Source organism: Colwellia sp. BRX8-9, from assembly GCF_014077245.1.
GTDB lineage: Bacteria > Pseudomonadota > Gammaproteobacteria > Enterobacterales > Alteromonadaceae > Colwellia_A.
Genome location: NZ_JACGVN010000004.1, coordinates 170655 through 195471 on the forward strand (window position 1 = coordinate 170655; position 24817 = coordinate 195471).

A 24817-nucleotide genomic window follows, 5' to 3' on the forward strand; every position below is an offset into this window, starting at 1 on the left:
TTTGCTCCACTAATTAACCAAGAGTTCAAGTCCCTTAGCTATGATTTAATGGCGTTCAAAATAAAAATATCGATGATTAATTCACTACAGGCTAGTCAAAATTGACTTCAGCGGGTAGAATCTAGCCCATCAATTTATTAAGAACGACGAGATGCATTCAGATGGGCAGAGCATACCAAAATCGCAAATTATCAATGGCGAAAACAGCAGGCGCAAAAACTAAAGTTTATTCAAAATACGGTAAAGCAATTTATGTAAGTGCCAAAGAAGGCGGTGTTGACCCAGATGGTAACCTAACACTACGTGGCTTAATCGATAGAGCTAAAAAAGATCAAGTACCTACTCACGTCATTGAAAATGCAATAAAGAAAGCATCAGGCGCTGGAGGCGAAGATTTTGTTGCCGCAAGGTATGAAGGTTTTGGTCCAGGTAACTGTATGGTTATTATTGATTGTTTAACGGATAACGGTAATAGAACGATTAAAGATGTTCGCCAATGTTTTACCAAGACCTATTCTAAAATTGGTTCATCGGGCACCGTTTCTCATATGTTTAATCATCAAGCTGTCTTTGCTTTTCAAGGCGAAGATGATGAAACTGTATTAGAAACCTTAATGATGGCTGACATTGATGTAACAGATGTTGAACTTGAAGACGGTATCATTACTGTTTATGCACCACATACTGAGTTTTTCAAAATAAAAACTGAATTTGCTAATTCAATGCCAGAGTTTGATTTAGAAGTTGAAGAAATCACTTGGGTACCGCAAACCTACACTGAAATTACCGGTGAAGATGACACAGCAAATTTCGAGAAATTTATCGCTATGTTAGATGATTGTGATGATGTACAAAACGTTTATCATAATGCCGATATTGCAGAGTCGTAATTTGCAACAGTATTAAGTCCAGGATGTCTGTTATCAGACATCCTGTTTTCTACTATATCAATATGTATCAACCTTATATGCTGTTCACATCGGTGTTAAAGGGGAACGCTCCTTTATTTAGCCAGCTTTTCCATCATCACGTTTACCGCGTCTAAATGCTCAGGGTTGTTATGACACATTCCTTGAAATACCGCACAAATATCAAGAAAGTCTGGTAAGTCGGTACGTTGTGCCATTTTCATTAACCGCTTAGTTAAACGCATTGCCGCCGTTGGTTTACTGGCAATATCATTTGCTAAAGCCATAACGTTATCCATTAAACACTCAGCATCAACAACATTTAACACCACCCCCATTTCTTTCGCTTCATCGGCATTAATTATTCTGCCTGTAAAAGTTAACTCCGCGGCTTTTTGATAACCAATAACTCGCTGCATAAACCATGCACCACCATCCCCTGGAATAAGACCTAAATTAGCAAATGTTTCGCCAAACTTAGCTTTTGTTGAGGCTATTCGGATATCACACATATTAGCAACATCGAAACCGGCACCGATTGCTGCACCATTAACAGCAGCAATAATAGGGACTTCACATTTATGTAATGCTAGTGGAATGCGCTGAATTCCTTGACGATAACGAGCTTCAAGTTCTTGTACATCACCAGCAAAATCACCACCACGTTCAGCCATATCTTTAATATTTCCCCCCGATGAAAACGCAGAGCCGGCACCGGTAATAATCAGCACAGCCACATCAGCCGTTTTATTAACCCACTCGACGGTGGTAACAATATCATCAGCAATTGCGGTACTTGTTAGCGCATTACGTACGTCATGGCGATTAAAGGTTAGCGTAGCAATATTATTATCTAGTGCGAGTAGACAGTCGGCTAATTGGGGAAGATTTTCTTTCATCGTTGTTTCTCATCAAGTTTGACTTGTTGCCAATATTCTTCAAGTTTTTCTAGCGAATGTTGTTCAAATTCTACGCCAGAGCTTGCCACTTGTTTTTCAACACCATGAAACCGTTTTGTAAATTTCTGATTTGCTTGGCGTAATAACTGCTCAGGGTCTTGTTTGGCATGGCGACAAAGATTGACAACGGCAAACATTAAGTCACCTAATTCTTCAGCGAGCGCTTGCGGATTATTTTGCTCAATTTCAAGATGAACTTCTTCGACTTCTTCGACAACCTTAGCAAAGACATCTTCAATGTTATGCCAGTCAAAACCAGCATGTGCGCAGCGTTTTTGAATTTTAGCGGCTTGAGAAAGTGCGGGTAAATTTCGCGGAATATCGGCTAAAATACTGATGTGTTCGTTGAGGTTTTTTTGTTGTCTTTCTTGCGCTTTTTCATTTTCCCAATTGGCATTAATCTCTGCATCAGATGTTAGATTTTTATCGCCAAAGACATGAGGGTGTCGACGAATGAGTTTCTCACAAATGGCCGCGACGACACTGTCAAAATCAAATTGTTTTTGTTCTTGCCCGAGCTGACTATAGAAAACAATCTGAAATAACAAGTCACCTAATTCTTTTTCTAATTCTGAGAAGTCTTGCTGTTCAACAGCGTCAATGACCGCATCAGCAACTTCGTAGGCTTCTTCAATGGTATGCGGTACTATCGAAGCAAAGTCTTGCTTGATATCCCACGGGCACCCTGTTTTAGGGTCGCGTAACTCGGTCATGATCCAACGTAGCTTATTCATTGAGGCTTGTTCAGTTAACATATTAATACATTTTCCATAAGGTAGATAAAATACAACTAGAGTCGCTTAACTTCTAATACATCATCAAGTTGAAGTAATTTGCCAATTAAACGTCCTAATATTTCATTATTTGGAATTTCAATATTTAACAACATAGCGACTGTTTGCTTGCTTGGATCAGAACGGCTTTCCATGCCAACAATACTGACCCGTTCATTGGAAACAATCGTAGAAATATCACGCACTAAACCTTGACGGTCACTCGCTATAACTTTCACTGTTGCTAGATAGCTCTGTTGATTCTGCTCACCCCATTGTACTTCTACTTCTCGTTCAGGTTGCTGAACTAACGAATTCGCTAATTGGTCACAATCATTGCGATGCACCGAGATACCCCGTCCCTGAGTAATAAAGCCAGCAATATCATCGCCTGGCACCGGATGACAACATTTTGCCATATGCGTTAATAAATTACCGACACCCGATACCGTAATGCCATTAGCATCGGTTTGAGATTTTTGTTGTGCCTGTTGAGGTTTGACCAAACTTTGTGGGTCAAGATCTACCGGTGGTTTGTTTTTCTCGTCATGATATTGCAAATGATTAATCACTTGCATTAAACGGGCATTACCTGAGCCAATAGCTGCATATAAATCATCAATCGATTTTATATTAAAGCGCCTACTCGCTGACATTAAATCAGTCTCGGTCAAATCGATTTTAGATAATTCTGTCTCTAACTGTTCTTTACCTATGGCAATATGTTTATCACGGTCGAGTAATCTAAAAAAATGTTGAATTTTTGACCGTGTTCTAGGTGCATGGGTATAATGCAGATTAGGGTTTAACCAATCACGACTTGGATTAGGTGTTTTACTGGTTAACACTTCGACTTGATCGCCTGTTTTTAAGCGGTAAGTAAAAGGTACAATCCGTCCAGAGACTTTCGCGCCGATGCAACAATGACCTACATTTGAATGAATATAGTAAGCAAAATCTAAAGGTGTAGAGCCAGCAGGTAAATCAATAACATCGCCGTTAGGTGTAAATACATAAATACGGTCTTCAAAGACCTGACTACGTAATTCATCGAGTAAATCGCCACTTTCGCTGACGTCATCTTGCCATTGTAAAATTTTTCTTAGCCAGCTAACTTTTTCATCAAAACCAGTTTTTTTATCCGTGTTCTTACTGCCAGTGCTGCCTTCTTTATAACGCCAATGAGCCGCAACACCCATTTCTGCATCATCGTGCATTTGCTGAGTTCTTATTTGTACTTCTACTGATTTGCCTTCTGGACCTAATACAACCGTATGAATCGATTGATAACCATTAGGTTTTGGTGTGGCGACATAATCATCAAATTCGTTAGGTAAATGCTGCCAACTGGTATGAACTATACCTAATGCGCCATAACAATCTTGAAGTTTATCAACAACAACCCTCACGGCTCTAACATCAAAAAGTTGTTCAAAACCAAGCGATTTTTGCTGCATTTTTTTCCAAATGCTAAAAATATGCTTGGGCCGACCATACACTTCACCGGCAATATTTAAATCTTGTAATTGCCCACTAAGATTACTCACAAAATTAGCCATATATTGTTCACGGTCTAAGCGTTTTTCATCTAATTGTTGGGCTATATTTTTGTACACCTTGGGATGAAGGTAGCGAAAGGAAATATCTTCAAGCTCCCATTTTAATTGACCAATGCCTAGTCTATTAGCGAGAGGTGCATAAATATTGGCGGTTTCTTTGGCAGCTAAAACTCGCGTTTCTTCATCGGCATTTTTTACCAGCCTTAAGTAACAGACTCGCTCGGCAAGTTTAATAACAACAGCACGAACATCGTCAACCATGGCAACTAACATCTTACGAATATTATCAACTTGATTGGCCGACACTTGATTAGACTGGCCTTGCTGTAATGTCTTTATCGCTTGCATTTGGCTAACGCCATTACATAAATTTAGAATTTTCTTAGAAAAGTTTTCTTCTATATATTCTAATGATATGCATTGGTATTCATATAACGGCAGTAAAAATGCAGCACATAAAGAATCGCGATCTAAATTCAAACTGGCGAGGATCTCAACCATCTCTAAAGACTTAGTCTGGCATTCTTGCTGGTCAACATAAAAATCACTGACTTGCTGCCAAAGCTTTTCAAGTGCTTGATTTTTTTGTTCACTAAGCTCCAATGAACTTAACCATTGCTCAAAATTTATTTCCGATATTTGATGAGATTTACGTACCGAAACCATAAAAATAACCTACTAAATTTTAGAAAAAAAATGAATGTCTACTTCACAAACAATACCATAGTCTCAATATGCTTTGTTTGAGAAAACATATCCATTAAGGATATTTTTTCAATGCGATAACCCTGTGCTAGCAATAATTCACTATCTTTGGCTAAGGTTGCCGGATCACAACTGACATATAGCACGCTATTAATATTTAAATGTACTAATTGTTGTAACGCTTGATAAGCACCAGCACGCGCGGGATCTAATAGCAGCTTAGTATATTTTTTATTTGCCCAAGCTTCCTCTTTCCAATGACTATTTAAGTCAGCTTGATAAAACTCACAATTACTTAAACCATTTTGCAAAGCGTTTTTATGCGCGTTGCTGACCATAAGTTCAACACCTTCAATACCTACAACTTGCGCAACTTTTTTAGCTATTGGTAAGCTAAAATTACCTAAACCACAAAATAAATCTAAAACAATATCTTGCTCGGTCAAGTTTAACCATTGAATGGCTTGATTTATCATGCTTTTATTAACTTGGTGGTTAACCTGAATAAAGTTGTCGCTACTAAAAGAAATAACAATATTGTCAGCTAAACTATAGTGCAAACTAGTTAAAGTCGCTTTATCGAGCGTTACTACCTCTTTACCTAAGTCAAAGAGAACATCACAAGAAAAATCATCACTGAATGCTTGCCAGTGACTTTTATCTTGCTTGGTCAGCGGCTCTAACTGGCGCACGACTACCGTCACTTTTTCTGTGGCAATAACTTCAATATGACCGATAGCATTTTTACCTGATAATTTTTTTAGTAATGTTCTTAAGGGTAAAAAGATATTATTTACCGGCTCGATAAGTACAGGGCAACTTTTAATATTAATCAGCTGATTGCTGCCCCGTTGTCTAAAACCAATAATGGCTTGGCCTGCTTTATTATACTGCACACCAATACGCGCCTTGCGGCGATAATGCCAAGGCTGGCTGACGATAGGCGCTTGCCAAGGAAGTGACTGCTCGTGGTTGCTTCGCGAAAATAAATCACTGACCTTCTGCTGCTTAAAATCAAGCTGAGTACTAATGGCTAAATGCTGTAAATCACAGCCGCCACAACTGAGAAAGTGCTGGCACTTAGCGGCAACACGCCGTTTATTAGCAACGGATACGTCAATTAACTTGCCACGACTATATTTGTTTTTTTGTTCAATAACCTTCACTTTTACAACTTCATCAGGTAAAGCACCATCAATAAATATAGGCTTTTTATTGTGTAAACCTACGCCACAGCCGTTAATATCAAGACGAGTAACCTTGATACTAACTTCTTGACCTAGTTCTTGTTTTTTAGCTGTTGCTTTAAAAAAATTCGCCATAACGAAATATACCTGTTAAGTGCTATAAATTTATATGACGATATGCCATGATAAGGTTATTCAATGTCATGATTTTACACTAAAGTTCAGCAGATAATGCATAAAATAAGTCTGAAAGATTGGGTAATTTTACTTACCATAGTGCCAACCACTTTGATCGCTTTCTCGATAGCTAGCTATTTTTCATATAGCCGTTATGACGAATTAAATACGTTTTTAACGCAGCGCTCTCAAAGTATTATTGAACCCCTAGCAATTGCTAGCTCTTTAGGTATGTTAAACAAAGATCGTGTTCAACTGCGTAATCTGATGAATTTCACCCATCGCAGTCAATCATCAATTATCAAAAGTATTGCTGTTTTTACTAAAGATAACCAAGTTTTTGTCACCAGCTCTTACCACGGTGACGCCAATTTATTACGTCTAAAAGCAGGGCAAGTTATTCCCAACAGCACTATTTTCTCTAAAAATGGTGATGATTTTATTTTTCATAGTCCTATTATTAATGAAACTTTGATAAATGAGGCAACTCGCTCAATGTCTCAAGATAATATTGGCTATATTGCTATGCAGATTGACAGCAGTAATATACGTTTAAAACAACAAGACCAGATGCTATTTTCTTTTCTTATTGTCTTGCTTGGCAGTGTTTTTAGTGCATTTTTCTCTTATCGATTGATTAAAAACTTTACGCGTCCAATAGACGCTATGGTACTTGCCGTTGATCGTATTAGAGAAGGAAAACTAGAGAGTCGAGTCACAGGACAATTAATTGGTGAATTAAACTTTTTGAAAAACGGTGTCAATGCGATGGCACAATCATTAGGTGATTACCAAGAAGAAATGCAAGGCAGCATAGATCAAGCCACGACCGATTTACGAGAAAGTTTAGAGCAATTTGAAATACAAAACGTTGAACTTGATATCGCTAAACGAAAAGCACAAGAAGCGAATAAAGTTAAATCAGAATTTTTAGCCAATATGAGTCACGAACTGCGCACACCACTTAATGGTGTTATTGGTTTTACTCGCCAGGTATTAAAGACACCGCTGACTATTACCCAGCGCGATTATTTACAAACCATAGAGCGATCCTCAGCTAACTTGTTAGCCATTATTAATGATATTTTAGATTTTTCGAAATTAGACGCTGGAAAAATGGTTATCGAAAACATTCCTTTCTCGATGCGAGCAGCGGTCGAGGAAACATTAACATTACTTGCGCCAACATCTCATAAGAAAAATATTGAGTTATCTTTACGTGTTAATCCGCAATTACCTGATGCTCTCATTGGTGATGCTATGCGAATTAAGCAGGTATTGATCAACCTGACCAGCAACGCCATGAAATTCACTGACAAAGGTTCTGTTGATATTGATGTCGACAGCGAACGCATTGAAAATAATATTGCGGTTTTAAAAGTAACAATTAAAGATACTGGTATTGGTATGAACCATGAGCAACAGAAAACTATTTTTGAGGCTTTTGGTCAAGCTGATAAAAGTGTTACGCGGCTTTATGGTGGCACAGGATTAGGCTTAGTTATTTCTCAACGCTTAGTCACTGAAATGAACGGCAATATGGGTTTTTCTACCGAGCAAGGTCAAGGTTCAACATTTTGGTTTACTTTTCGTTGTGAAGTAAATCCTATCTCTATTGATAATATTTTTGATAATCATGAGTTAGCAGGTAAAAGTGTTCTTTATTTTGAACCTCATACGCATAGCCGTATTGCGACCAGCGAAATTCTTACCGATTGGAACTTGGCTGTTCATCCGGTCCAAAACTTAGTACAAGTTAACGATTTATTGAATGAAAAGGTACATTTTGATTTTGCTCTAATAAGTCATGATATAACGCCGACAGCATTAGTTGAGCTAAAAGAGCTTATCGTCACACTCTCAAAAAACGTGACTCAAATTCATTTAGCGATTAACAGTAACTCGCCAAATTTACAGGAAGCATTGATCGCTTGTGGAGCGAAAAGCTGTTTAAGTAAACCCATTACGCCAGAGCGATTAAATAAGGTACTGTTACCGAGAAATCACCTGCTAGATATCGTGAGATCAACGTCAGAAGACAATAAAATTCCAGTTAAAATTTTGGCGGTTGACGATAATGAAGCCAATTTAAAGCTTATTAATGAACTTTTACTCGAACAAGTCAATGAAGTTACTACTGTCGTCAATGGCCAAGAAGCGGTAGATATTTGTAAACATGAAAAATTTGCAATGATATTCATGGATATTCAAATGCCGATAATGGATGGCATCTCCGCGCTAAAAAGCATTAAAGCAATCACTTTTAATGACAACACTCCCGTGATCGCAGTAACCGCCCATGCCCTTAAAGAAGAAAAAGATAAACTGTTGAAACTGGGCTTTGACTCTTATATGACTAAGCCTATTGACGAAGCTATGTTACGTCACTGTATTTATGAATATTGTGATTTAACACAGCCACAAAATATTAAAACAATGAAAAATAAAAATATCGATAACACAGATTTAAATCAACAAGCTTTTGATACTAACAACGCAACGATTATGCACCGACGAAACCATCAAGTAATTGACTGGCCTTTAGCATTAAAACGAGCAGGCAATAAAGAAGAACTTGCCAAAGAGATGTTTAAAGGTTTAGTGCAAAGCCTGCCTGAAACAAAACTGAATATTTCTGAAGCATTGACCTCGCAAGATGTTGAGCAATTAAAAGTACTTATTCATAAGCTTAACGGTGCTTGCTGTTACTCGGGTGTACCCAGCCTAGGACGTGTTGTTCATCAGATAGAAACAGAACTGAAAAGTGGTGTCACTATCGATGACTTAGAACCTGAATTTTTTGAATTCTTTGAACACATTGATAATGTCATTAATCAAGCACCAGAAGTTTTTAATAAAAAGCCTAACATTGAGCACTAATAATTATTTGATGATTATTTAGCTTTAAAAAAAAGTGACACCGCTAGGGTTATTGGCTCAATGACTTACTTAAGGTTAAATATAGGCGTTAGCGCTTCGGTAAAGGTGACCAGGTTAAAGCTGATAGCAGGACCTGAAAGGCTATGAATATTCAAAGGCTAATCAAGTAACAGCTGATTAATATCGGCAACTAAACTAGTATTGGGCCTTTCAATAATTCGCCCCAGCTCTTCGGTTTTACTTTCATCTAGATAAACAACGATAGTTGGCGTGTATTTGACATTATTTTCTTTGGCTAATTGCTGTGGGTCTTCTTTTTGGTAATCAAGTGCAATAAGTGTCGCACTAATTTGCTTATTGCCTTGCAGTAATTTAAGTAGTTTAGGCACTTCACGTTCACTGTCATGACACCAAGTCGCAAAATAAATGTCTATTTTTAACGATTCAGGCCACTGCGCAACAATTTCTTTTTCTTGCTCAGTAATTAAAGACTCATTGAAGTTTTTATTAAAAGCACTAAAGTCACTCAACAATCTAGCTTCACTGATCACACCTAAGGCAAAGCCATTATTATCCTCCGCGTGAACTGATAATGACAATAGATGGCAAAAAGCTATAGTGAATACTGTGAGTAGGACTTTTATCATTGCGACTCTGCTTATGTTATATCCGTGCTACTGCAACCTAGCTGTTTAGCAATTTTTTAGTAGCACGGTAATGTTTAATGTTTTTTTAATTCGTTAGCTTTTAATAACATGACTTTGCTTTCTTGTAAAAAGATATCGGCATAATCACCAAACCAATCGGATACTTGGCTAAACATGGTAACAAAAGCATCTTTATCACCCATTTCAACATCTTCTAACAACTCTAGAAAGCGATAAGCGAAACGTTTCATCATCGCGACATTATCTTGATTTGAAAAAATGATATCAGTATAAAGCACAGGATCTTGAGCAAATAAACGACCAACCATAATTAACTCTAAACGATAAATAGGCGAACTCATTTCAACAAGTTGAGAAATGTCAGCCCCTTCAGTCATTAAGTGATAACCGTAGGCTATTGTTGAAAAATGTCTCATAACTTGTACCATAGACATTGCTTGATCGTGCGCCGACGCATCGACGGGATAAATCTTTGCTCCCCAAACCTGAAATTGTTTCAGCAACCAATTATATTGCTCGGGTAAACGCCCTTCGCAAGTAATAATTGTTTGTTTGATTAACCCTGACACATCAGGTCCAAACATTGGGTGTAAACCAACAACCGGTCCTTGATGAACTTTCATCATTTCATAAAGTGGCATTTCTTTTACGCTAGTCACATCAGCTAAAATGCATGTTTTGGGTAAACAAGAAAGCTTTTGAATGATCATTGATGTTAAGCGAATAGGTACAGCAACAATAACGACACCGGCTTGGGCAAGGATATTGTCACTATTTGGCCAGTCATCTTGTTCAAGAACGGCTACCTGATAACCAGAGCGCTCAAATAAATCAACAAACACTTTACCTAACTGTCCGTTACCACCGATAACAACTATTTTACCACTCTCTGTATTGACACATTGATAGCCACTCGCATCTTGACTGATGTAAGAGTCACTCATTAGCCGTCTTAAAATATCTTCAATTAATTCTGGAGACACGCCTGCCTCCATCGCCTGTTGACGTCGCATAGTCAGTAATTGAGCTTCTCGGTCAGGCGCATAAATTGGCATACCAACTCGGCTTTTTAGCTCTCCCACTTTAGTGGTAACTCTGCGGCGCTTGGCTAATAGCTCGACTAATTGAGTATCTATCTCATCAATCTCATTTCTCAATGCGGTTAACTGAGGAGCAATACTTTTCTTATCCATTAATTTACTCATTTACGTTTCGCGTACTCGCCTTCATACTGATTTAAGATAAACGCTTCTTTAAAACACCATTAAGTTTATCGGTCGCATTTGCTAATAAAAGTGCCGTATCATTAAAATCAATACACGCATCAGTGACTGAAACACCATACTTTAATGACTCTTTCGGGCCATTAGTGCTTTGGTTACCTGCATTTATATGACTTTCTAACATTATACCAATAATTGATTTATTACCTTCAATTATTTGGTCAAATACATTTTCTGCCACCAATGGCTGGCGACGGTAATCTTTATTTGAATTACCGTGCGAACAATCGATAACAATACCAGGCTCTAAACCTTGTACACTCAATTCTTTCTCACATAACGCAACATTAGCAGCATCATAATTAGGTTTCTTACCACCACGTAAAATAACATGACCATCAGGGTTTCCAGAGGTTTTAATCAATGATACTTGTCCTTGACGGTTTATCCCCATAAAGCGATGTGAAGACGCTGCTGACTGCAAAGCATTAATAGCTACATCTAGGCTACCATTGGTGCCATTTTTAAAACCAATAGGCATAGAAAGACCTGACGCCATTTCTCTATGTGTTTGCGACTCAGTTGTTCTGGCACCAATCGCCGACCAGCTAAAAAGTTCAGCCAAGTATTGTGGGCTAATGGGGTCAAGCGCTTCGGTGGCTAATGGCAAACCTAAATCAGTTAAGTAAATCAATAATTCTCGAGCTTTACGCAAACCGGTTTCAACATCAAAGGTACCATCCATATGAGGATCGTTTATTAAACCTTTCCATCCAACGGTGGTGCGAGGCTTTTCAAAGTAAACACGCATAACAATATAAAGGCTGTCTTGATGCTTATCATGTAAGGCTTTTAACTTTTGGGCATATTCTTTAGCGGCCTCGAGATCATGCACAGAACAAGGACCTGAAATAACGAGTAAGCGATGATCTTTTTTATGAATAATGTCAGCGATCACCTTGCGGGCAGCTTTAACGAAATTACGTCCACTTTCTGACAAGGGGAGTTCATCTCTTAATTGATCAGGCGTTATTAATACATCTTCTGAATTGACATGAATATCGTTAAGGGTTTTTATGTGAGGACCTTTACTAGGTTGAACGTTCGGTAATGAGTTAGACATTGTATTTTCCATTTATCGCAAGATTGTTTATTAAAGTAAATATAGAACAAAAGAACTAAGTGTGACTTAGCAAAAGAAGGGCTAGTAATAATATCGATGTTGTTGGTTTTTCATAATAGTTCCGCTAATCGCTATATCGTAAAGAATTATTTACTCTGTTTGTACACAATATCTTACATGGGTTTTTTTTGAAGGTACAGTAGTTTTAGTGTTTTTATTCTAGGTTATGTTCAGGGTGAACGGTATAACGTGGTGCCGTGACTAAATGGACATAGGAAGTAGAGTAACGTAGGAGCATTTACCGAGACGGCAAAGAAGGTAGCTGTTCACAACTGCGGCTATTTATAATGCAGGGCGAAGCGTCCAAGGGTGAGTCGAGCATGGCCTTTCGCAGCATGTTCTATTGACGAGATCAGTGCACGTATTCAAGCCATTTTCCCGCCAATAAAAACATTAAAAGCGCCCTAAGGCGCTTTTAATTAAGTGCTTGTTAGTGACTAACTAGCGTGAACAATTCGATTACTTATTAAGTTTTCTACAACGCTAGGATCTGCCAAGGTCGATGTATCCCCTAAGGTATCAATATCGTTTTCAGCAATTTTACGTAAGATGCGACGCATTATTTTACCAGAACGTGTTTTTGGCAAGCCAGGTGCATACTGAATATAATCAGGTTTTGCAAAACGGCCTAACTCTTTAGCAACAAACTCAGTTAATTCTTTCAGTAACTCTGGTGATTCACTCGCACTAGCCATTAAAGTCACATAAGCATAAACACCTTGGCCTTTAATTTCATGCGGATAACCAACAACAGCAGCTTCAGCTACAGCAGGATGAAGCACTAAAGCACTTTCGATCTCAGCAGTACCTAAACGATGGCCCGAAACATTAAGGACATCATCAACACGCCCGGTGATCCAATAAAATCCGTCTTCATCACGACGTGCACCATCTCCAGTAAAATAATTACCAGGATATTGGCTTAAATAGGTTTGATAAAAACGATCATGATCGCCATAAACTGTGCGTAACTGCCCAGGCCAACTACCCGTTATCATTAACAAACCTTGGTCAGCACCTGCAAGTGTATTACCTTCTTTATCAAACAATGCTGGCTGAACACCAAAAAAGGGTTTACCTGCTGCACCTGGTTTCATATCAACAGCACCGGGTAATGAAGTAATTAAAATACCCCCCGTTTCTGTTTGCCACCAAGTATCGACAATAGGACAGTTAGATTTGCCAACCACTTCATAATACCAATGCCAAGCTTCAGGATTAATAGGCTCGCCAACCGTACCGAGTAAACGCAACGATGAAAGATCTGATTGATGGACTAAATCGTCGCCAATACTCATCAAGGCTCTTATCGCAGTAGGTGCAGTATAAAAAATATTAACTTTATGTTTTTCACATATTTGCCAGAAACGTCCAGCATCCGGGTAAGTAGGTACCCCTTCAAATACTAGTGTAGTTGCACCGTTAGCTAACGGGCCATAGAAAATATAAGAGTGACCGGTGATCCAACCTGCATCTGCTGTACACCAATAAATTTCGCCATCTTTATAGTCAAAAACATATTTATGAGTCATCGCGGCATAGAGCGAATAACCACCACAGGTATGTAAAACACCTTTTGGTGTGCCTGTTGAACCTGATGTATAGAGAATGAACAATGGATCTTCTGCATCCATGACCTCTGGTTCACAAACGGCTGATTGCTTGGCAACTTCTTCTTCATAACTGATGTCAATTTTGTCATTCCATGCGACATCACCACCGGTGCGAGCAACAACAATAACCGTATGTACATTGGGGCATTCGGCAACAGCTTCATCAACGTTCACTTTCAGTGGAATAACACGACCGCCACGTAAGCTTTCATCAGAAGTGATAACAACTTGGCAATCAGCATCAGCAACTCGTGAGCGTATCGCTTCAGTTGAGAAACCACCAAAGACAACAGAATGTACCGCGCCAATTCGAGCACAGGCTAACATGGCATAACCCACTTCAGGGATCATCGGCATATAGATACAAACACGATCACCTTTTTTAACACCACGTGCTTTTAATAAGTTCGCTAAACGACAAACATGATCATGTAATTCTTGATAAGTAATTTTTTTGTCGTCGCTGGGATCATCGCCTTCCCAAATGATAGCAGTATCATTGGCTTTAGTAGCTAAGTGACGATCAATACAGTTATAACTTACATTTAATTTACCACCAGAAAACCATTTAATATCAGCCGTTTTCAAGTCAACATCACTGACACTGTCCCAAGGTTTATACCAATCAAGAAATTTTTCAGCTTGCTCACCCCAAAATACATCAGGTTGTTCAATCGATTGCTTGTACATCGCATCGTATGTTGCACTATCAATATGAGTGTGTGCTTTAGCTTGTTCTAAAACTGGATAACAGCTTTTCAATTCTTTCATGTTGAGTCCTTCATTGCTGACTTGATATTATATCAAGTTGATTATTGCTTAAATGCTATTGATATTCATCTAAGCACTAATAGATTTTGAGGTTATTTTTAAAACAGTGACAACATCATATAGGAAGTTAATTAGTGCGACTACTCAACTAAAGTCGAATACGCCTTATTAAATTTCCATTAAAATGAAAAAAGATAATTGTCTACTAATAAGATTAACATTGAAACCCAATAATGACAACGCTGTCATTATTGGGTTAAAAAAAAGCAAAATAAATTGCTATTGGCGGACTAAGGAGTCTTTAAATAGATACGTTAACGAATAGTGATATCGGGTGAACCGTCAATTTCACCATCTTCGGTAATGATAACAGTACCACTATTATTTGATAATACAGCAATGCTACGTCCATTATTATTACGTATAAAAAGCAATTCATAGCCAAACTTACCAAGACTACCTGCTGAAAATTTTTGAGCGAGTGTCAGTTTCTCCCACCAAACTGAATGCTCAGGAGATTCGTGCCTTCTCTCATTGAAAGGTTGCTTTTGTTGTTGCATAACTTACCCACCCGTTAAATAAATACTAACGTCATTGTATCAATATAGCCCAGATAAACAGCGGTGCCTAACGTAAGTATAGAACAGATTTTACCAACAAAGATTTTATTATTGCGTTAACTAGCGAGAAAGTACCACGAACGCGGTAGCATATAATGCTTCGTCAGAGAGCGAAATGTGCCAGTTTTCAGCCCCTAATTCAGTTGCTAACTCTGCTGCACGACCACTTAGTAGTAGTTGTGGCTGACCAGAAGCTAATGATTTTATTTCAAAATTTTGAAATGAAACCCCGTTGGCTATGCCGGTACCAAGCGCTTTAGATGCGGCTTCTTTTCCTGCCCAGCGCTTGGCTAAATATAATGCAGGGGTTTTTAACGATTGGTATTTTTCATATTCTATTGGCGTTAACACACGAAGCGCTAATCGGTCTCGCACCTTAATCGCCATTTTTTCTATACGGCTTATTTCAATAATATCAGTACCGATGCCAACTACAGACATAATGAATCACTTTTTTAAGCGCTAGATAAATGTTGTCTTAACATTTAATTTAGCTTCACTTCGTTAAGTAAGGCAGAACTTTATTAGCTCTGCCGGGTAGTTTCTAAGCGCTGTGCTCTAAAAGTTAACTACGCGCTTCTCTCATTAGCTGTTTCATATCGCGAATAGCCTTGTCTAATCCGTCAATCACCGCTCGAGCAATAATAGCATGACCAATGTTGAGTTCGATTATCTCTTCAATTGCCGCAATAGGTTTAACATTAAAGTAATTTAAGCCGTGCCCAGCATTAACTTTCAAACCATTGGCATGCGCATATTTAATGCCTTCAATTAAACGGATCAATTCAATTTTTTGATCTTGTTCATTTTTTGCATCAGCGTAATGGCCGGTATGAATTTCAATATAAGGAGCTTTACTTGCAATAGCAGCATCAATTTGGCTTTTATCAGCATCAATAAATAAACTTGTTTCTATACCTGCTGCAGTTAGTTGTGCCACTGCACGGCTAATTTTATCAAAATTACCAACAACGTCTAATCCGCCTTCAGTCGTCAATTCTTCACGTTTTTCAGGGACTAGACAACAAAATACCGGTTTAACCTCACAGGCTATGGCCAACATTTCATCAGTAACCGCCATTTCAAAATTCATTCGGGTATGCAATGTTTGCTTTAGTACATAGATATCACGGTCTTGAATATGACGGCGGTCTTCACGTAAATGGACGGTAATGCCATCGGCTCCAGCGTGCTCTGCTACTGATGCAGCATAGACTGGATCAGGATAATTTGTGCCCCTTGCTTCTCGTAAGGTAGCAATATGGTCAACATTAACGCCTAATAATAGTTCGCTCATTTTTATATCTCTTAAATTTATGAATTTTTTGTAAATAATTTCCGGCTATTTAGTGGTTTACCATCAAGTAAATGATTAATAATTTGCCGCATCAGCACTTTATACGTTTGCATTACGTCTTTAGATGATAAATCTTCTTCGGCTATCGCTTTTAAATGCTCAGCATTATAACCAGTCTGTACCTGCTTGCTTATTATCGGGACAAAACCTTGTTCAGGGAAATAATGATAACGATTATTATTTTCTGAAAATATCGGCGAATAATCAATAGTTAACCCTAATTCTTCTAGTAATCTATTTTCAAAATTTCTCAATATAAATTCAATTGAACGTTGTTCCGATAATTGTTCAATGCTTTGTTGATATTGACAAAAAAGTTCGTCATAAGGGATATGTTCACCCAGTAGACGCACTTGTAACTCATTAAGGTAAAAGCCACTGTAGAGGTAGTTACCACTGAGCTGGTAGGATTTTCTTTCGGGTTCGACACGTTGTAAATACTTGAGGCTGCCTTGACCTTTCAAAACAATTTTTAGTGGCGAGAAAGGTTGTAATAAAGCTTTTTTATTAGATTTTAAAGACTTACCTAAATAAGAAATAGCAGACACTTTTCCTTGTTGAGCGGTTAAGAATTCAAGCAATATTTGATTTTCACGATAGGGTCGTGAATGCAATAAAAAAGCACTTTGCTCAAATTCTTCCATTATTTTTAGTCCAGTAGACGATTCGAAGTCTAACCTGAATATTCATCCCCATAGCCTAAACTACGCAGTGCACGTTCATCATCAGCCCAGCCAGATTTCACTTTCACCCAAGTTTCAAGAAACACTTTCTGTTCAAAAAGCGCTTCCATATCACGACGAGCTTCTTGACCAATTGTTTTAAGTCGCTCTCCACCATTACCTATAACCATACGCTTTTGACTTTTTCGTTCAACTAAAATTAGCGCATTAATATGGATGATACCCTTTTCGTCCATTTTAAATTGTTCAACTTCAACCGTTGTTGAATAAGGCAATTCATCACCGGTGAAACGAATAAGTTTTTCACGAATAATTTCAGAAGCCATAAAACGACTTGAACGGTCAGTAACATAATCATCTGGGAACCAGAAATCACCTTCAGGCAGTGAGCTAAGACAAAGTTGACGAATGGTATCAACGTTATCGCCTTTCGCTGCAGAGATAGGTACGATATCACTAAAGTTGTGCTTCTCGCCTAATTTCTGTAAGTGAGGTAATAATGATTCCTTATCTTGGACATTATCGATTTTATTAATCACTAAGATACAACGTGCGCCAGATTTTTTTATCTTGCTAAGCACAAGTTCGTCATCGGTTGTCCAATGTGTTCCTTCAACCAAGAAAACCACTAATTCGACTTCTGCTATTGAACTACTTGCAGCACGATTCATTAAGCGATTAATCGCGCGTTTCTCATCAGAATGCAAACCAGGAGTATCAACTAATACCGCTTGTTTATTTTCTTCTGTTAAAATTCCTAAAATACGATGGCGTGTCGTTTGTGGCTTGCGTGAGGTGATACTAATTTTTTGACCTAACAAGCTGTTAAGCAATGTTGATTTACCAACATTAGGACGACCGACAATAGCAATTAAGCCACAATGTTTATTTTCACTTGTCATGATAATATTTCGCTGAGTTATTTTTTATCAAAAATGAGCGCGAGTACTTGTTGCGCTGCGGCTTGTTCGGCTTTACGACGGCTAGTGCCTTTAGTGACCACTTCGGTGTTTATCACCTTGGTTGTACATCGCACAGTAAACTGTTGATTATGAGACTGACCACTGGTGTGAATGACTTCATAAAGTGGTAAAGCAATTTTACGTGCTTGTAAATATTCTTGTAAACGTGTTTTAGGATCTTTTTGTTCGTTACCGGGTTTAATAATGTCTAGTCGTTCAGCAAACCAGCTAAGCACTAATGCTTTAGTTGTGTCGTTATCTGAATCTAAATAAACAGCACCGATAATCGCTTCAACGGCATCTTCTAAAATTGAATCTCGACGATGTCCCCCACTTTTTAATTCACCTGGGCCTAAAATTAAGTAATCGCCTAAATTAAAGCCTCGGCCAATTTCAGCTAAGGTAACACCTCGCACAAGGCTCGAACGCATGCGTGTTAAATCTCCTTCGTCATGAGAAGGAAATTGCTGATAAAGTACTTCAGCAATGACAAAACCAAGAATGGAGTCGCCAAGAAACTCTAAACGTTCGTTATGAGTTCCCTTAGCACTTCGGTGTGTTAATGCTTGAAGCAATAAGTCATTATCATTAAAGGTGTATCCTAACTTTTTACTGAGTCTAGTTAGTGCGACTGCTGAGCTTTTCACGATTAGTTTATTCCACCCAAACGTGAAAACCTAACATTAGTCGGTATCCACTTTGGTAAAAAACTATCTTCGTCACGATCAAAATCAAAACTCATCCAAATTGCTACGGCTTCGCCAACAAGATTTTCTTCGGGTACGAATCCCCAAAAGCGTCCATCAAGACTATTGTCACGGTTATCACCCATCACATAATAATGACCTTCAGGTACAAAGAACTCATCGCGTTGGGTATTTTTCTGTTGATAAAAATGCTGCGTGCGTGGCAGTATTTGATTATCCATTAAAATATCATGTGTCTTGTTTGGCATATCAGCTGTGTAACGACTCAAGCCATATGAACCGTCAGGTGACTGATCTTCTTTTTTAAAGGTGTTGATTACTTGCTCAAAGTCTGGGCATTTAACGTCACTTTCTTGACAAGCAGGCTTGATATATATGGATTTGTTACGATAAATAATTCTATCGCCAGGCAAACCAATAACACGCTTAATATAATCAATCTTTGGGTCTTGTGGATATTTAAATACCACCACATCGCCACGTTCTGGTAGCCCGATCTCAATAAATTTATTACGTGCAACTGGATCGCGTAATCCATAAACGAATTTATTGACTAAAATAAAATCGCCATCAAGTAATGTCGGCATCATAGAGCCCGAAGGTATTTGAAACGGTTCCCATAAAAAAGAACGTAAAATCAAAACAAAAGCGATAACCGGAAATATTTGTACCGACGTATCAACAATTGCTGAAGGCTCTACTAATTTAGCGATAACCTCAGCTGGCAAAACTTCTTGACATTGGGCTTGAGCGTCAGCTAATTTTAATTTACGTTGCGGCGCTAAATAAAACTTATCAGCTAACCAAACAATGCCAGTGATACTAGTAATAATAACGAGAAATATTGAAAAATAAACAGCCATAACTTCCCTACTAACTTTCTAATTTAAGTACAGCTAAAAACGCTTCTTGCGGTACTTCAACGTTACCAACTTGCTTCATACGTTTTTTACCATCTTTTTGTTTTTGAAGTAGTTTTTTCTTACGAGAAATATCACCACCATAACATTTTGCAGTAACATTTTTTCGTAATTGCTTAACGGTAGTACGAGCAATAACGTTATTACCAATCGCCGCTTGAATAGCAATATCAAACATTTGACGATGAATAAGTTCTTTTAATTTATCGACGAGCATACGGCCACGTGCAACCGAGTTACCTCTGTGGGTGATCATTGCTAAAGCATCAACGCGATCGCCATTTATCATCACATCAACGCGCACCATGTCGGCAGCTTCGAAGCGGATAAAATTATAATCAAGTGAAGCATAACCTCGACTCGTTGACTTTAACTTATCAAAAAAGTCCATGACCACTTCAGCCATAGGTAGCTCATATCTTACCGCTACTTGTTTTCCGTGATAAATAATATCTTTTTGCACACCACGTTTTTCAATACATAAAGTAATAACATTACCTAAGTGTTCTTGGGGTACTAAGATATTGGCTTCAACGATAGGTTCACGAATTTCGTCAATACTGTTAATAGCTGGTAAATCGCCAGGGTTATCAATAGATATAACGTCACCGTTGGTACAAGCAATTTCATAGTTAACCGTAGGGGCTGTTGTAATAAGGTCAAGGTCATATTCACGTGCTAAACGCTCTTGAACAATCTCCATATGCAACATACCAAGGAAACCAATACGAAAGCCAAAGCCAAGCGCAGATGAGTTTTCTGGCTCAAAAAACAAAGAAGCATCGTTTAAGCTTAATTTGTTCAACGCATCACGGAAATTTTCGTAGTCATCAGAACTTATTGGGAAAATCCCAGCATAAACTTGCGGTTGAACTTTTTTGAAACCGGCAAGCGCTTTTGCAGCTTCTTTTTTATGAATGGTAATAGTGTCGCCCACTGGCGCGCCATGTATTTCTTTAATACCAGCAATAATAAAACCAACTTCACCGGTTCTTAAAATACCCGTTTCTTTTTGTTTTGGTGTGAATATTCCGACTTTATCAATTTGGTGAACTTGTCCTGTCGACATGACCACCATTTTATCGCCTTTTTTCACTTCGCCATTCATCACACGCACTAATGAAACAACGCCTTGGTAATTATCAAACCAAGAATCAATGATCAAGGCTTGTAAGTTACCCGTAGGATCGCCAGTTGGTGCCGGGATATTGGCAACGATAGTTTCTAAAACATCTTCGATACCTAAGCCAGTTTTTGCAGAACACTGCACTGCGCCTGTCGCATCAATACCAATGATATCTTCAATTTCTTCGCTGACGCGATCTGGATCCGCTTGAGGTAAATCAATTTTATTTAAAATTGGGATAACTTCTAGATCCATTTCAAGGGCGGTATAACAGTTGGCAACGGTTTGTGCTTCAACCCCTTGTCCGGCATCCACAACAAGCAAGGCACCTTCACAAGAAGCAAGTGAACGCGAAACTTCATAAGAAAAATCAACATGACCTGGCGTATCGATAAAGTTAAGCTGATACGTCTCACCATCTTTGGCTAGGTAATCAAGCGTAACACTTTGCGCTTTGATCGTGATGCCGCGCTCGCGCTCAATGTCCATAGAATCTAGGACTTGTGCTTCCATTTCACGTTCTTGTAAGCCACCACAATGTTGGATCAAGCGATCAGAAAGTGTAGATTTACCATGATCGATATGGGCGATAATTGAAAAGTTACGTATATTTTTCATAAATGGAAGTTCAAATAATGCTGTGGTTAATTCAATAGGGTGAGATTTTAGCGAATTTAGCGCGCTGGGGCTATCTTTATGTTGTGTTAACTTGTGTATATAGCCGTTCTACTTCGAGATAGAGGTTTAAGCAAGTCTAAAATAGGTAAATTACTAGGCATTAGTAGCAAATAATAGTTCTTTAATGGCTAATATCTATTACGCAGAAGCGTCTACTTTAAAGACTTGTACTGGACACAGAATCAGTCGCAAAAATTTTAATCAGTAATTTCGACAATATTAATCATCGAGTTATGTATACGGAGAATTTTGGGGATTAACAAATTACAATATTTACCACGTTTTTGTTGGTGTCTCGCGAGCGAAAAACCTATGTATCCGCCCAATACACCTAACGCTATCGCAAATAACTCGTGGCTAAATATGCTATTTTCAACCAACCATTGGCCAAATACTGACGCGATGACTAGCCCCAACAATGGCCATAGATAAACTTGCCAAGCGGTTAATAGTAAATGCTTATCTGATAAACCCAAGACCACAGTGTCACCAACTTTTACCGCTAATTCAGTTTCTAATTCTAAGCTAAGTTTGGCTTGTGGAAAAGCTTTAGCCACTTGACCACTACCACAGTTATCAACCTGTTTACAGCCACTGCAGCTTGATTTGATTTGGCTTTCCACGGTCACTTTATGCATAGCGGTTAGACCGGCATTTTTATCCGCCGTTAATTCTATGGCAACAACAGTAGCGTTTTCTTCAATCATGGTTTTTGAGGTGGCTTTATCGTGATAGCGTCGGCAATAGCTTTCGCTGTTTTAAACGGTATTTTTCCGACAATGCTCACTTCAATACCATCACTCACTTGGTTTAACACCAAAGTAGCTCCATCCATAACAAAGTCCGCATTGCGTTGTTTTTCTTGACTACCATTAACATAAATTGAAATATCTACTAAGCCATCACTCAACAGCATAAATTCAACTGGTTGTTTTGTTAGTGATATTTTATGTCGATTAGCGTTAATTTGCGTAAAGCCCTCTGGCAACCAGTTAACATCCCATTGCAGTTCTTGCTGTTGGTATTCTTCAGGAATATCAACTAGCACAGGAAGTTCAGTCTCATTTAACTGTAAGACACTTTCTGAAGGTTTTTCTGTAATTTCAAGATGCGTAAACTGAATCTGCTCTAATTGTTGGCCTTGTTTCGTCACAATAGACAACTTTAATAGCATACTTGATTGTTGGTCTAACCAAAGCCAATAGGCATAACGGTGGGTATTTTTTGCTTCTATTCTGATCAATTGTGCAGGTCGGCCTAATACACGACTTCGGCCAACAGAAATAAAATCATAAATATTTTCTAAGCGAGAAATATCTCCCGCTAAAATAGCAGGAATAGGACCACTAATTTGTTGAGAAGTTACTGAATAAGGAGGCAGTTCAGGTTCGATATAGCTAACTACGTTGCCTTTGCGTAAAATATCGCGACGCGGTCCATTGAGTAAAGAAAGTATCTCAAGTTCTTTACCACTTTCATCGACACCATGAAACCAGTGATATGGCTGAGCTTGATTATTTTTTACAACAACAAAAGACGTACTAAAATTAAGTTTATTTAATGCGCTAGATAAACGTTCGAGCCAAACTTTTGCCGACTCACTTTCTTCACCAACCGCGGAAAAGCTGATGCTTAACAGCAGTAAAACATAACTTAAGAATTTCATTAATTACTTTTATTTGCCTTTTTGTTGTCAATGCTAGTTGTTTCACTTTCATTGTCTGTATTTGTGGTATCAACTGTCAGTGAACCTAATTTAATTTGTTGTTGGTGATCAGACAGCAAAGCATGAAAACGACGTTGTTGATCAATAAAAGCTTGCTTTTGTGAAGCTCTGTCTGGTTCTTGAAAGTTCAAGCTTACCGGTTCAGCGAAACCTGCCATAGGAATAGTTTTTACTATTTGGCTAGGTAAAATAGTTTCATTATTTTGTGCAACATTACTTTGTACACCTAAAACCATTAAACCTGCGGCTGAAGCAGCAATCGCTAATTGGCCAAAGGGTTTAGCAAACTCGACCACTTTATTTTTTAACTTAAGCATGAAAACATTAGTCGTTTTCGGTGCCAAAACGGTCGGCTCAGCGGCAATCGCTTTTGCTATTTCAGCAGATAAATCAAGTTGTAAAACATCAGGAGTGTCATTACGTAAAACATCTCCAATTAAATGATAACGATCCCAAGTAGTCGACAAATGTTCATCGTTGATAATATCATCAAACGTTTTATCATTATGTTGAAAATTATCAACACAAGATGACACTGTTTCAAACTTACCTTCACTCATATATACACCTTAAAAATTAACACTTACATTCGTGTGAATTAAATTAATTTTATCTTCTATACCAAAAATCTACTCTTAATAGCTAGCTTTGTAATAATGGCCTAATTTTTTTATCTACCGCGTCTCGAGCTCTAAATATTCTCGAACGGACAGTCCCAACAGGACAATCCATAATATGTGCTATTTCTTCGTAACTTAACCCTTCTAACTCTCGAAGGTTAATTGCCGTTCGCAAATCATTGGGTAGTTGTTCAATGGTATCAAAAATAACTTTTTTGATTTCATTGGTTAATAATAACTTTTCAGGAGAAGCATTTTCTCGCAAAGCTTCACCTGAATCATAAATTTCAGCATCTTCTACTTCTATATCAGAGCCCGGTGGTTTTCGATTACTCGCCACCATATGGTTCTTTGCGCAATTAACGGCTATACGATAAAGCCAAGTATAAAAAGCACTATCCCCTCTAAAATTAGGTAAAGCTCTGTATGCCTTAATAAATGCTTCTTGAACTATATCGGGTACATCACTGTGATTTTTTACATAACGCGACACTAAATTTGCTACTTTATGCTGATACTTTGTCACCAGAAGGTTAAAAGCATTTTTATCTCCGCGTTGTACTCGTTCAACCAATTTTTGGTCAACGTTTATTTCGCTCATCTGAGCCAATACTCCTAATTATTACTTACTTCTAAAATCCGGTTCAACATTTGGCTCATGGTAAACACATCAAGTAGGACTACACTAGTTTGAAAAAGTTCGAAAAAAATTAAAATAAATCATAAAACTATCCAAATTTCGTGTTTATTTCTAAATACAGCCCATTTTATCTGTTACCACAGGTGAATAACCGTTAAGATTCCTGCTATAT

22 protein-coding genes are annotated in these 24817 nt (G+C 38.1%); 2 read left to right on the top strand and 20 right to left on the bottom strand.

All coding sequences use genetic code 11. From position 1 onward, the window contains the following. The first annotated feature begins 161 nt into the window (after nt 1-161). Nucleotides 162-890 (top strand): YebC/PmpR family DNA-binding transcriptional regulator, encoded by a 729-nt coding sequence (locus H4J70_RS04975; RefSeq protein ID WP_070374723.1) that lies wholly within the window; start codon nt 162-164, stop codon nt 888-890. Between the two features lie 113 nt (nt 891-1003). Here the strand turns inward: H4J70_RS04975 and H4J70_RS04980 are convergent, their stop codons facing one another. Genes H4J70_RS04980 through rlmD form a run of 4 tightly spaced genes read right to left on the bottom strand, consistent with a single transcriptional unit; the run spans nt 1004 to nt 6226 of the window. Continuing rightward, complete coding sequence (locus H4J70_RS04980; protein ID WP_182221109.1) at nt 1004-1807, bottom strand: enoyl-CoA hydratase-related protein; 804 nt, start codon at nt 1805-1807, stop codon at nt 1004-1006. After that, nucleotides 1804-2622 (bottom strand): nucleoside triphosphate pyrophosphohydrolase, encoded by an 819-nt coding sequence (mazG, locus tag H4J70_RS04985; RefSeq protein ID WP_182213394.1) that lies wholly within the window; start codon nt 2620-2622, stop codon nt 1804-1806. Before mazG ends, H4J70_RS04980 begins: the two co-directional genes overlap by 4 nt. Nucleotides 2623-2657: 35 nt before the next feature. Next, a complete protein-coding gene (relA, locus tag H4J70_RS04990; protein WP_182213392.1) occupies nt 2658-4865 on the bottom strand; it encodes a GTP diphosphokinase in 2208 nt (735 codons plus the stop codon). Nucleotides 4866-4903: 38 nt separating this feature from the next. Next, nucleotides 4904-6226 carry a 23S rRNA (uracil(1939)-C(5))-methyltransferase RlmD gene (rlmD, locus tag H4J70_RS04995; RefSeq protein ID WP_182213391.1) on the bottom strand — a complete coding sequence of 441 codons (1323 nt, stop codon included), beginning with the start codon at nt 6224-6226 and terminating at the stop codon, nt 4904-4906. A gap of 96 nt (nt 6227-6322) precedes the next feature. Between rlmD and barA the strand changes: the two genes are divergently transcribed. After that, nucleotides 6323-9148: a two-component sensor histidine kinase BarA gene (gene barA / locus H4J70_RS05000; RefSeq protein WP_182213389.1), complete on the top strand. Its 2826-nt coding sequence runs from the start codon at nt 6323-6325 to the stop codon at nt 9146-9148. Nucleotides 9149-9306: 158 nt separating this feature from the next. On the opposite strand, the gene H4J70_RS05005 is transcribed toward barA, so the two are convergent. From H4J70_RS05005 to rpoE, 16 genes are all read right to left on the bottom strand, one after another. Next, nucleotides 9307-9795, bottom strand: a complete 489-nt coding sequence (locus tag H4J70_RS05005) for a thioredoxin family protein (RefSeq protein WP_182250716.1) — start codon at nt 9793-9795, stop codon at nt 9307-9309. A gap of 74 nt (nt 9796-9869) precedes the next feature. Next, on the bottom strand, nt 9870-11021 hold the full coding sequence (tyrA, locus tag H4J70_RS05010) for a bifunctional chorismate mutase/prephenate dehydrogenase (protein ID WP_259364806.1): 1152 nt from the start codon (nt 11019-11021) through the stop codon (nt 9870-9872). Nucleotides 11022-11052: 31 nt separating this feature from the next. Beyond that, a complete protein-coding gene (locus H4J70_RS05015; RefSeq protein ID WP_182213385.1) occupies nt 11053-12162 on the bottom strand; it encodes a 3-deoxy-7-phosphoheptulonate synthase in 1110 nt (369 codons plus the stop codon). Nucleotides 12163-12659: 497 nt separating this feature from the next. Continuing rightward, nucleotides 12660-14606 carry an acetate--CoA ligase gene (gene acs / locus H4J70_RS05020; protein WP_182213384.1) on the bottom strand — a complete coding sequence of 649 codons (1947 nt, stop codon included), beginning with the start codon at nt 14604-14606 and terminating at the stop codon, nt 12660-12662. 314 nt (nt 14607-14920) lie between these two features. Further along, nucleotides 14921-15166 (bottom strand): hypothetical protein, encoded by a 246-nt coding sequence (locus H4J70_RS05025; RefSeq protein WP_182213382.1) that lies wholly within the window; start codon nt 15164-15166, stop codon nt 14921-14923. A gap of 120 nt (nt 15167-15286) precedes the next feature. Next, nucleotides 15287-15667 (bottom strand): holo-ACP synthase, encoded by a 381-nt coding sequence (acpS, locus tag H4J70_RS05030; RefSeq protein ID WP_070374732.1) that lies wholly within the window; start codon nt 15665-15667, stop codon nt 15287-15289. Between the two features lie 124 nt (nt 15668-15791). Then, on the bottom strand, nt 15792-16523 hold the full coding sequence (pdxJ, locus tag H4J70_RS05035; protein ID WP_182229991.1) for a pyridoxine 5'-phosphate synthase: 732 nt from the start codon (nt 16521-16523) through the stop codon (nt 15792-15794). 17 nt (nt 16524-16540) lie between these two features. Further along, nucleotides 16541-17227, bottom strand: a complete 687-nt coding sequence (recO, locus tag H4J70_RS05040; protein WP_182213379.1) for a DNA repair protein RecO — start codon at nt 17225-17227, stop codon at nt 16541-16543. A gap of 29 nt (nt 17228-17256) precedes the next feature. Further along, a complete protein-coding gene (gene era / locus H4J70_RS05045; protein ID WP_070374735.1) occupies nt 17257-18168 on the bottom strand; it encodes a GTPase Era in 912 nt (303 codons plus the stop codon). A gap of 17 nt (nt 18169-18185) precedes the next feature. After that, nucleotides 18186-18875 (bottom strand): ribonuclease III, encoded by a 690-nt coding sequence (gene rnc, locus H4J70_RS05050; protein ID WP_182213377.1) that lies wholly within the window; start codon nt 18873-18875, stop codon nt 18186-18188. Between the two features lie 2 nt (nt 18876-18877). Continuing rightward, nucleotides 18878-19798, bottom strand: coding sequence for a signal peptidase I (lepB, locus tag H4J70_RS05055; RefSeq protein WP_182250717.1), 921 nt, complete (start codon nt 19796-19798; stop codon nt 18878-18880). 10 nt (nt 19799-19808) lie between these two features. Then, nucleotides 19809-21599, bottom strand: coding sequence for a translation elongation factor 4 (lepA, locus tag H4J70_RS05060; RefSeq protein WP_182213373.1), 1791 nt, complete (start codon nt 21597-21599; stop codon nt 19809-19811). Between the two features lie 257 nt (nt 21600-21856). Then, on the bottom strand, nt 21857-22366 hold the full coding sequence (locus tag H4J70_RS05065; RefSeq protein ID WP_182213372.1) for a SoxR reducing system RseC family protein: 510 nt from the start codon (nt 22364-22366) through the stop codon (nt 21857-21859). Beyond that, on the bottom strand, nt 22363-23325 hold the full coding sequence (locus H4J70_RS05070) for a MucB/RseB C-terminal domain-containing protein (RefSeq protein ID WP_182213370.1): 963 nt from the start codon (nt 23323-23325) through the stop codon (nt 22363-22365). The genes H4J70_RS05065 and H4J70_RS05070 overlap by 4 nt, the downstream gene beginning before the upstream one ends. After that, on the bottom strand, nt 23325-23945 hold the full coding sequence (locus tag H4J70_RS05075) for a sigma-E factor negative regulatory protein (RefSeq protein ID WP_182213368.1): 621 nt from the start codon (nt 23943-23945) through the stop codon (nt 23325-23327). Before H4J70_RS05075 ends, H4J70_RS05070 begins: the two co-directional genes overlap by 1 nt. A gap of 82 nt (nt 23946-24027) precedes the next feature. Continuing rightward, on the bottom strand, nt 24028-24606 hold the full coding sequence (rpoE, locus tag H4J70_RS05080) for an RNA polymerase sigma factor RpoE (RefSeq protein WP_146797811.1): 579 nt from the start codon (nt 24604-24606) through the stop codon (nt 24028-24030). Between the last annotated feature and the right edge of the window lie 211 nt (nt 24607-24817).

Coding starts and splice junctions, on each gene's coding strand:
- H4J70_RS04975 (WP_070374723.1), top strand. CDS start 162: ATGGGCAGAGCATACCAAAATCGCAAATTATCAATGGCGAAAACAGCA.
- H4J70_RS04980 (WP_182221109.1), bottom strand. CDS start 1,807: ATGAAAGAAAATCTTCCCCAATTAGCCGACTGTCTACTCGCACTAGAT.
- mazG (WP_182213394.1), bottom strand. CDS start 2,622: ATGTTAACTGAACAAGCCTCAATGAATAAGCTACGTTGGATCATGACC.
- relA (WP_182213392.1), bottom strand. CDS start 4,865: ATGGTTTCGGTACGTAAATCTCATCAAATATCGGAAATAAATTTTGAG.
- rlmD (WP_182213391.1), bottom strand. CDS start 6,226: ATGGCGAATTTTTTTAAAGCAACAGCTAAAAAACAAGAACTAGGTCAA.
- barA (WP_182213389.1), top strand. CDS start 6,323: ATGCATAAAATAAGTCTGAAAGATTGGGTAATTTTACTTACCATAGTG.
- H4J70_RS05005 (WP_182250716.1), bottom strand. CDS start 9,795: ATGATAAAAGTCCTACTCACAGTATTCACTATAGCTTTTTGCCATCTA.
- tyrA (WP_259364806.1), bottom strand. CDS start 11,021: ATGAGTAAATTAATGGATAAGAAAAGTATTGCTCCTCAGTTAACCGCA.
- H4J70_RS05015 (WP_182213385.1), bottom strand. CDS start 12,162: ATGTCTAACTCATTACCGAACGTTCAACCTAGTAAAGGTCCTCACATA.
- acs (WP_182213384.1), bottom strand. CDS start 14,606: ATGAAAGAATTGAAAAGCTGTTATCCAGTTTTAGAACAAGCTAAAGCA.
- H4J70_RS05025 (WP_182213382.1), bottom strand. CDS start 15,166: ATGCAACAACAAAAGCAACCTTTCAATGAGAGAAGGCACGAATCTCCT.
- acpS (WP_070374732.1), bottom strand. CDS start 15,667: ATGTCTGTAGTTGGCATCGGTACTGATATTATTGAAATAAGCCGTATA.
- pdxJ (WP_182229991.1), bottom strand. CDS start 16,523: ATGAGCGAACTATTATTAGGCGTTAATGTTGACCATATTGCTACCTTA.
- recO (WP_182213379.1), bottom strand. CDS start 17,227: ATGGAAGAATTTGAGCAAAGTGCTTTTTTATTGCATTCACGACCCTAT.
- era (WP_070374735.1), bottom strand. CDS start 18,168: ATGACAAGTGAAAATAAACATTGTGGCTTAATTGCTATTGTCGGTCGT.
- lepB (WP_182250717.1), bottom strand. CDS start 19,798: ATGGCTGTTTATTTTTCAATATTTCTCGTTATTATTACTAGTATCACT.
- lepA (WP_182213373.1), bottom strand. CDS start 21,599: ATGAAAAATATACGTAACTTTTCAATTATCGCCCATATCGATCATGGT.
- H4J70_RS05065 (WP_182213372.1), bottom strand. CDS start 22,366: ATGATTGAAGAAAACGCTACTGTTGTTGCCATAGAATTAACGGCGGAT.
- H4J70_RS05070 (WP_182213370.1), bottom strand. CDS start 23,325: ATGAAATTCTTAAGTTATGTTTTACTGCTGTTAAGCATCAGCTTTTCC.
- H4J70_RS05075 (WP_182213368.1), bottom strand. CDS start 23,945: ATGAGTGAAGGTAAGTTTGAAACAGTGTCATCTTGTGTTGATAATTTT.
- rpoE (WP_146797811.1), bottom strand. CDS start 24,606: ATGAGCGAAATAAACGTTGACCAAAAATTGGTTGAACGAGTACAACGC.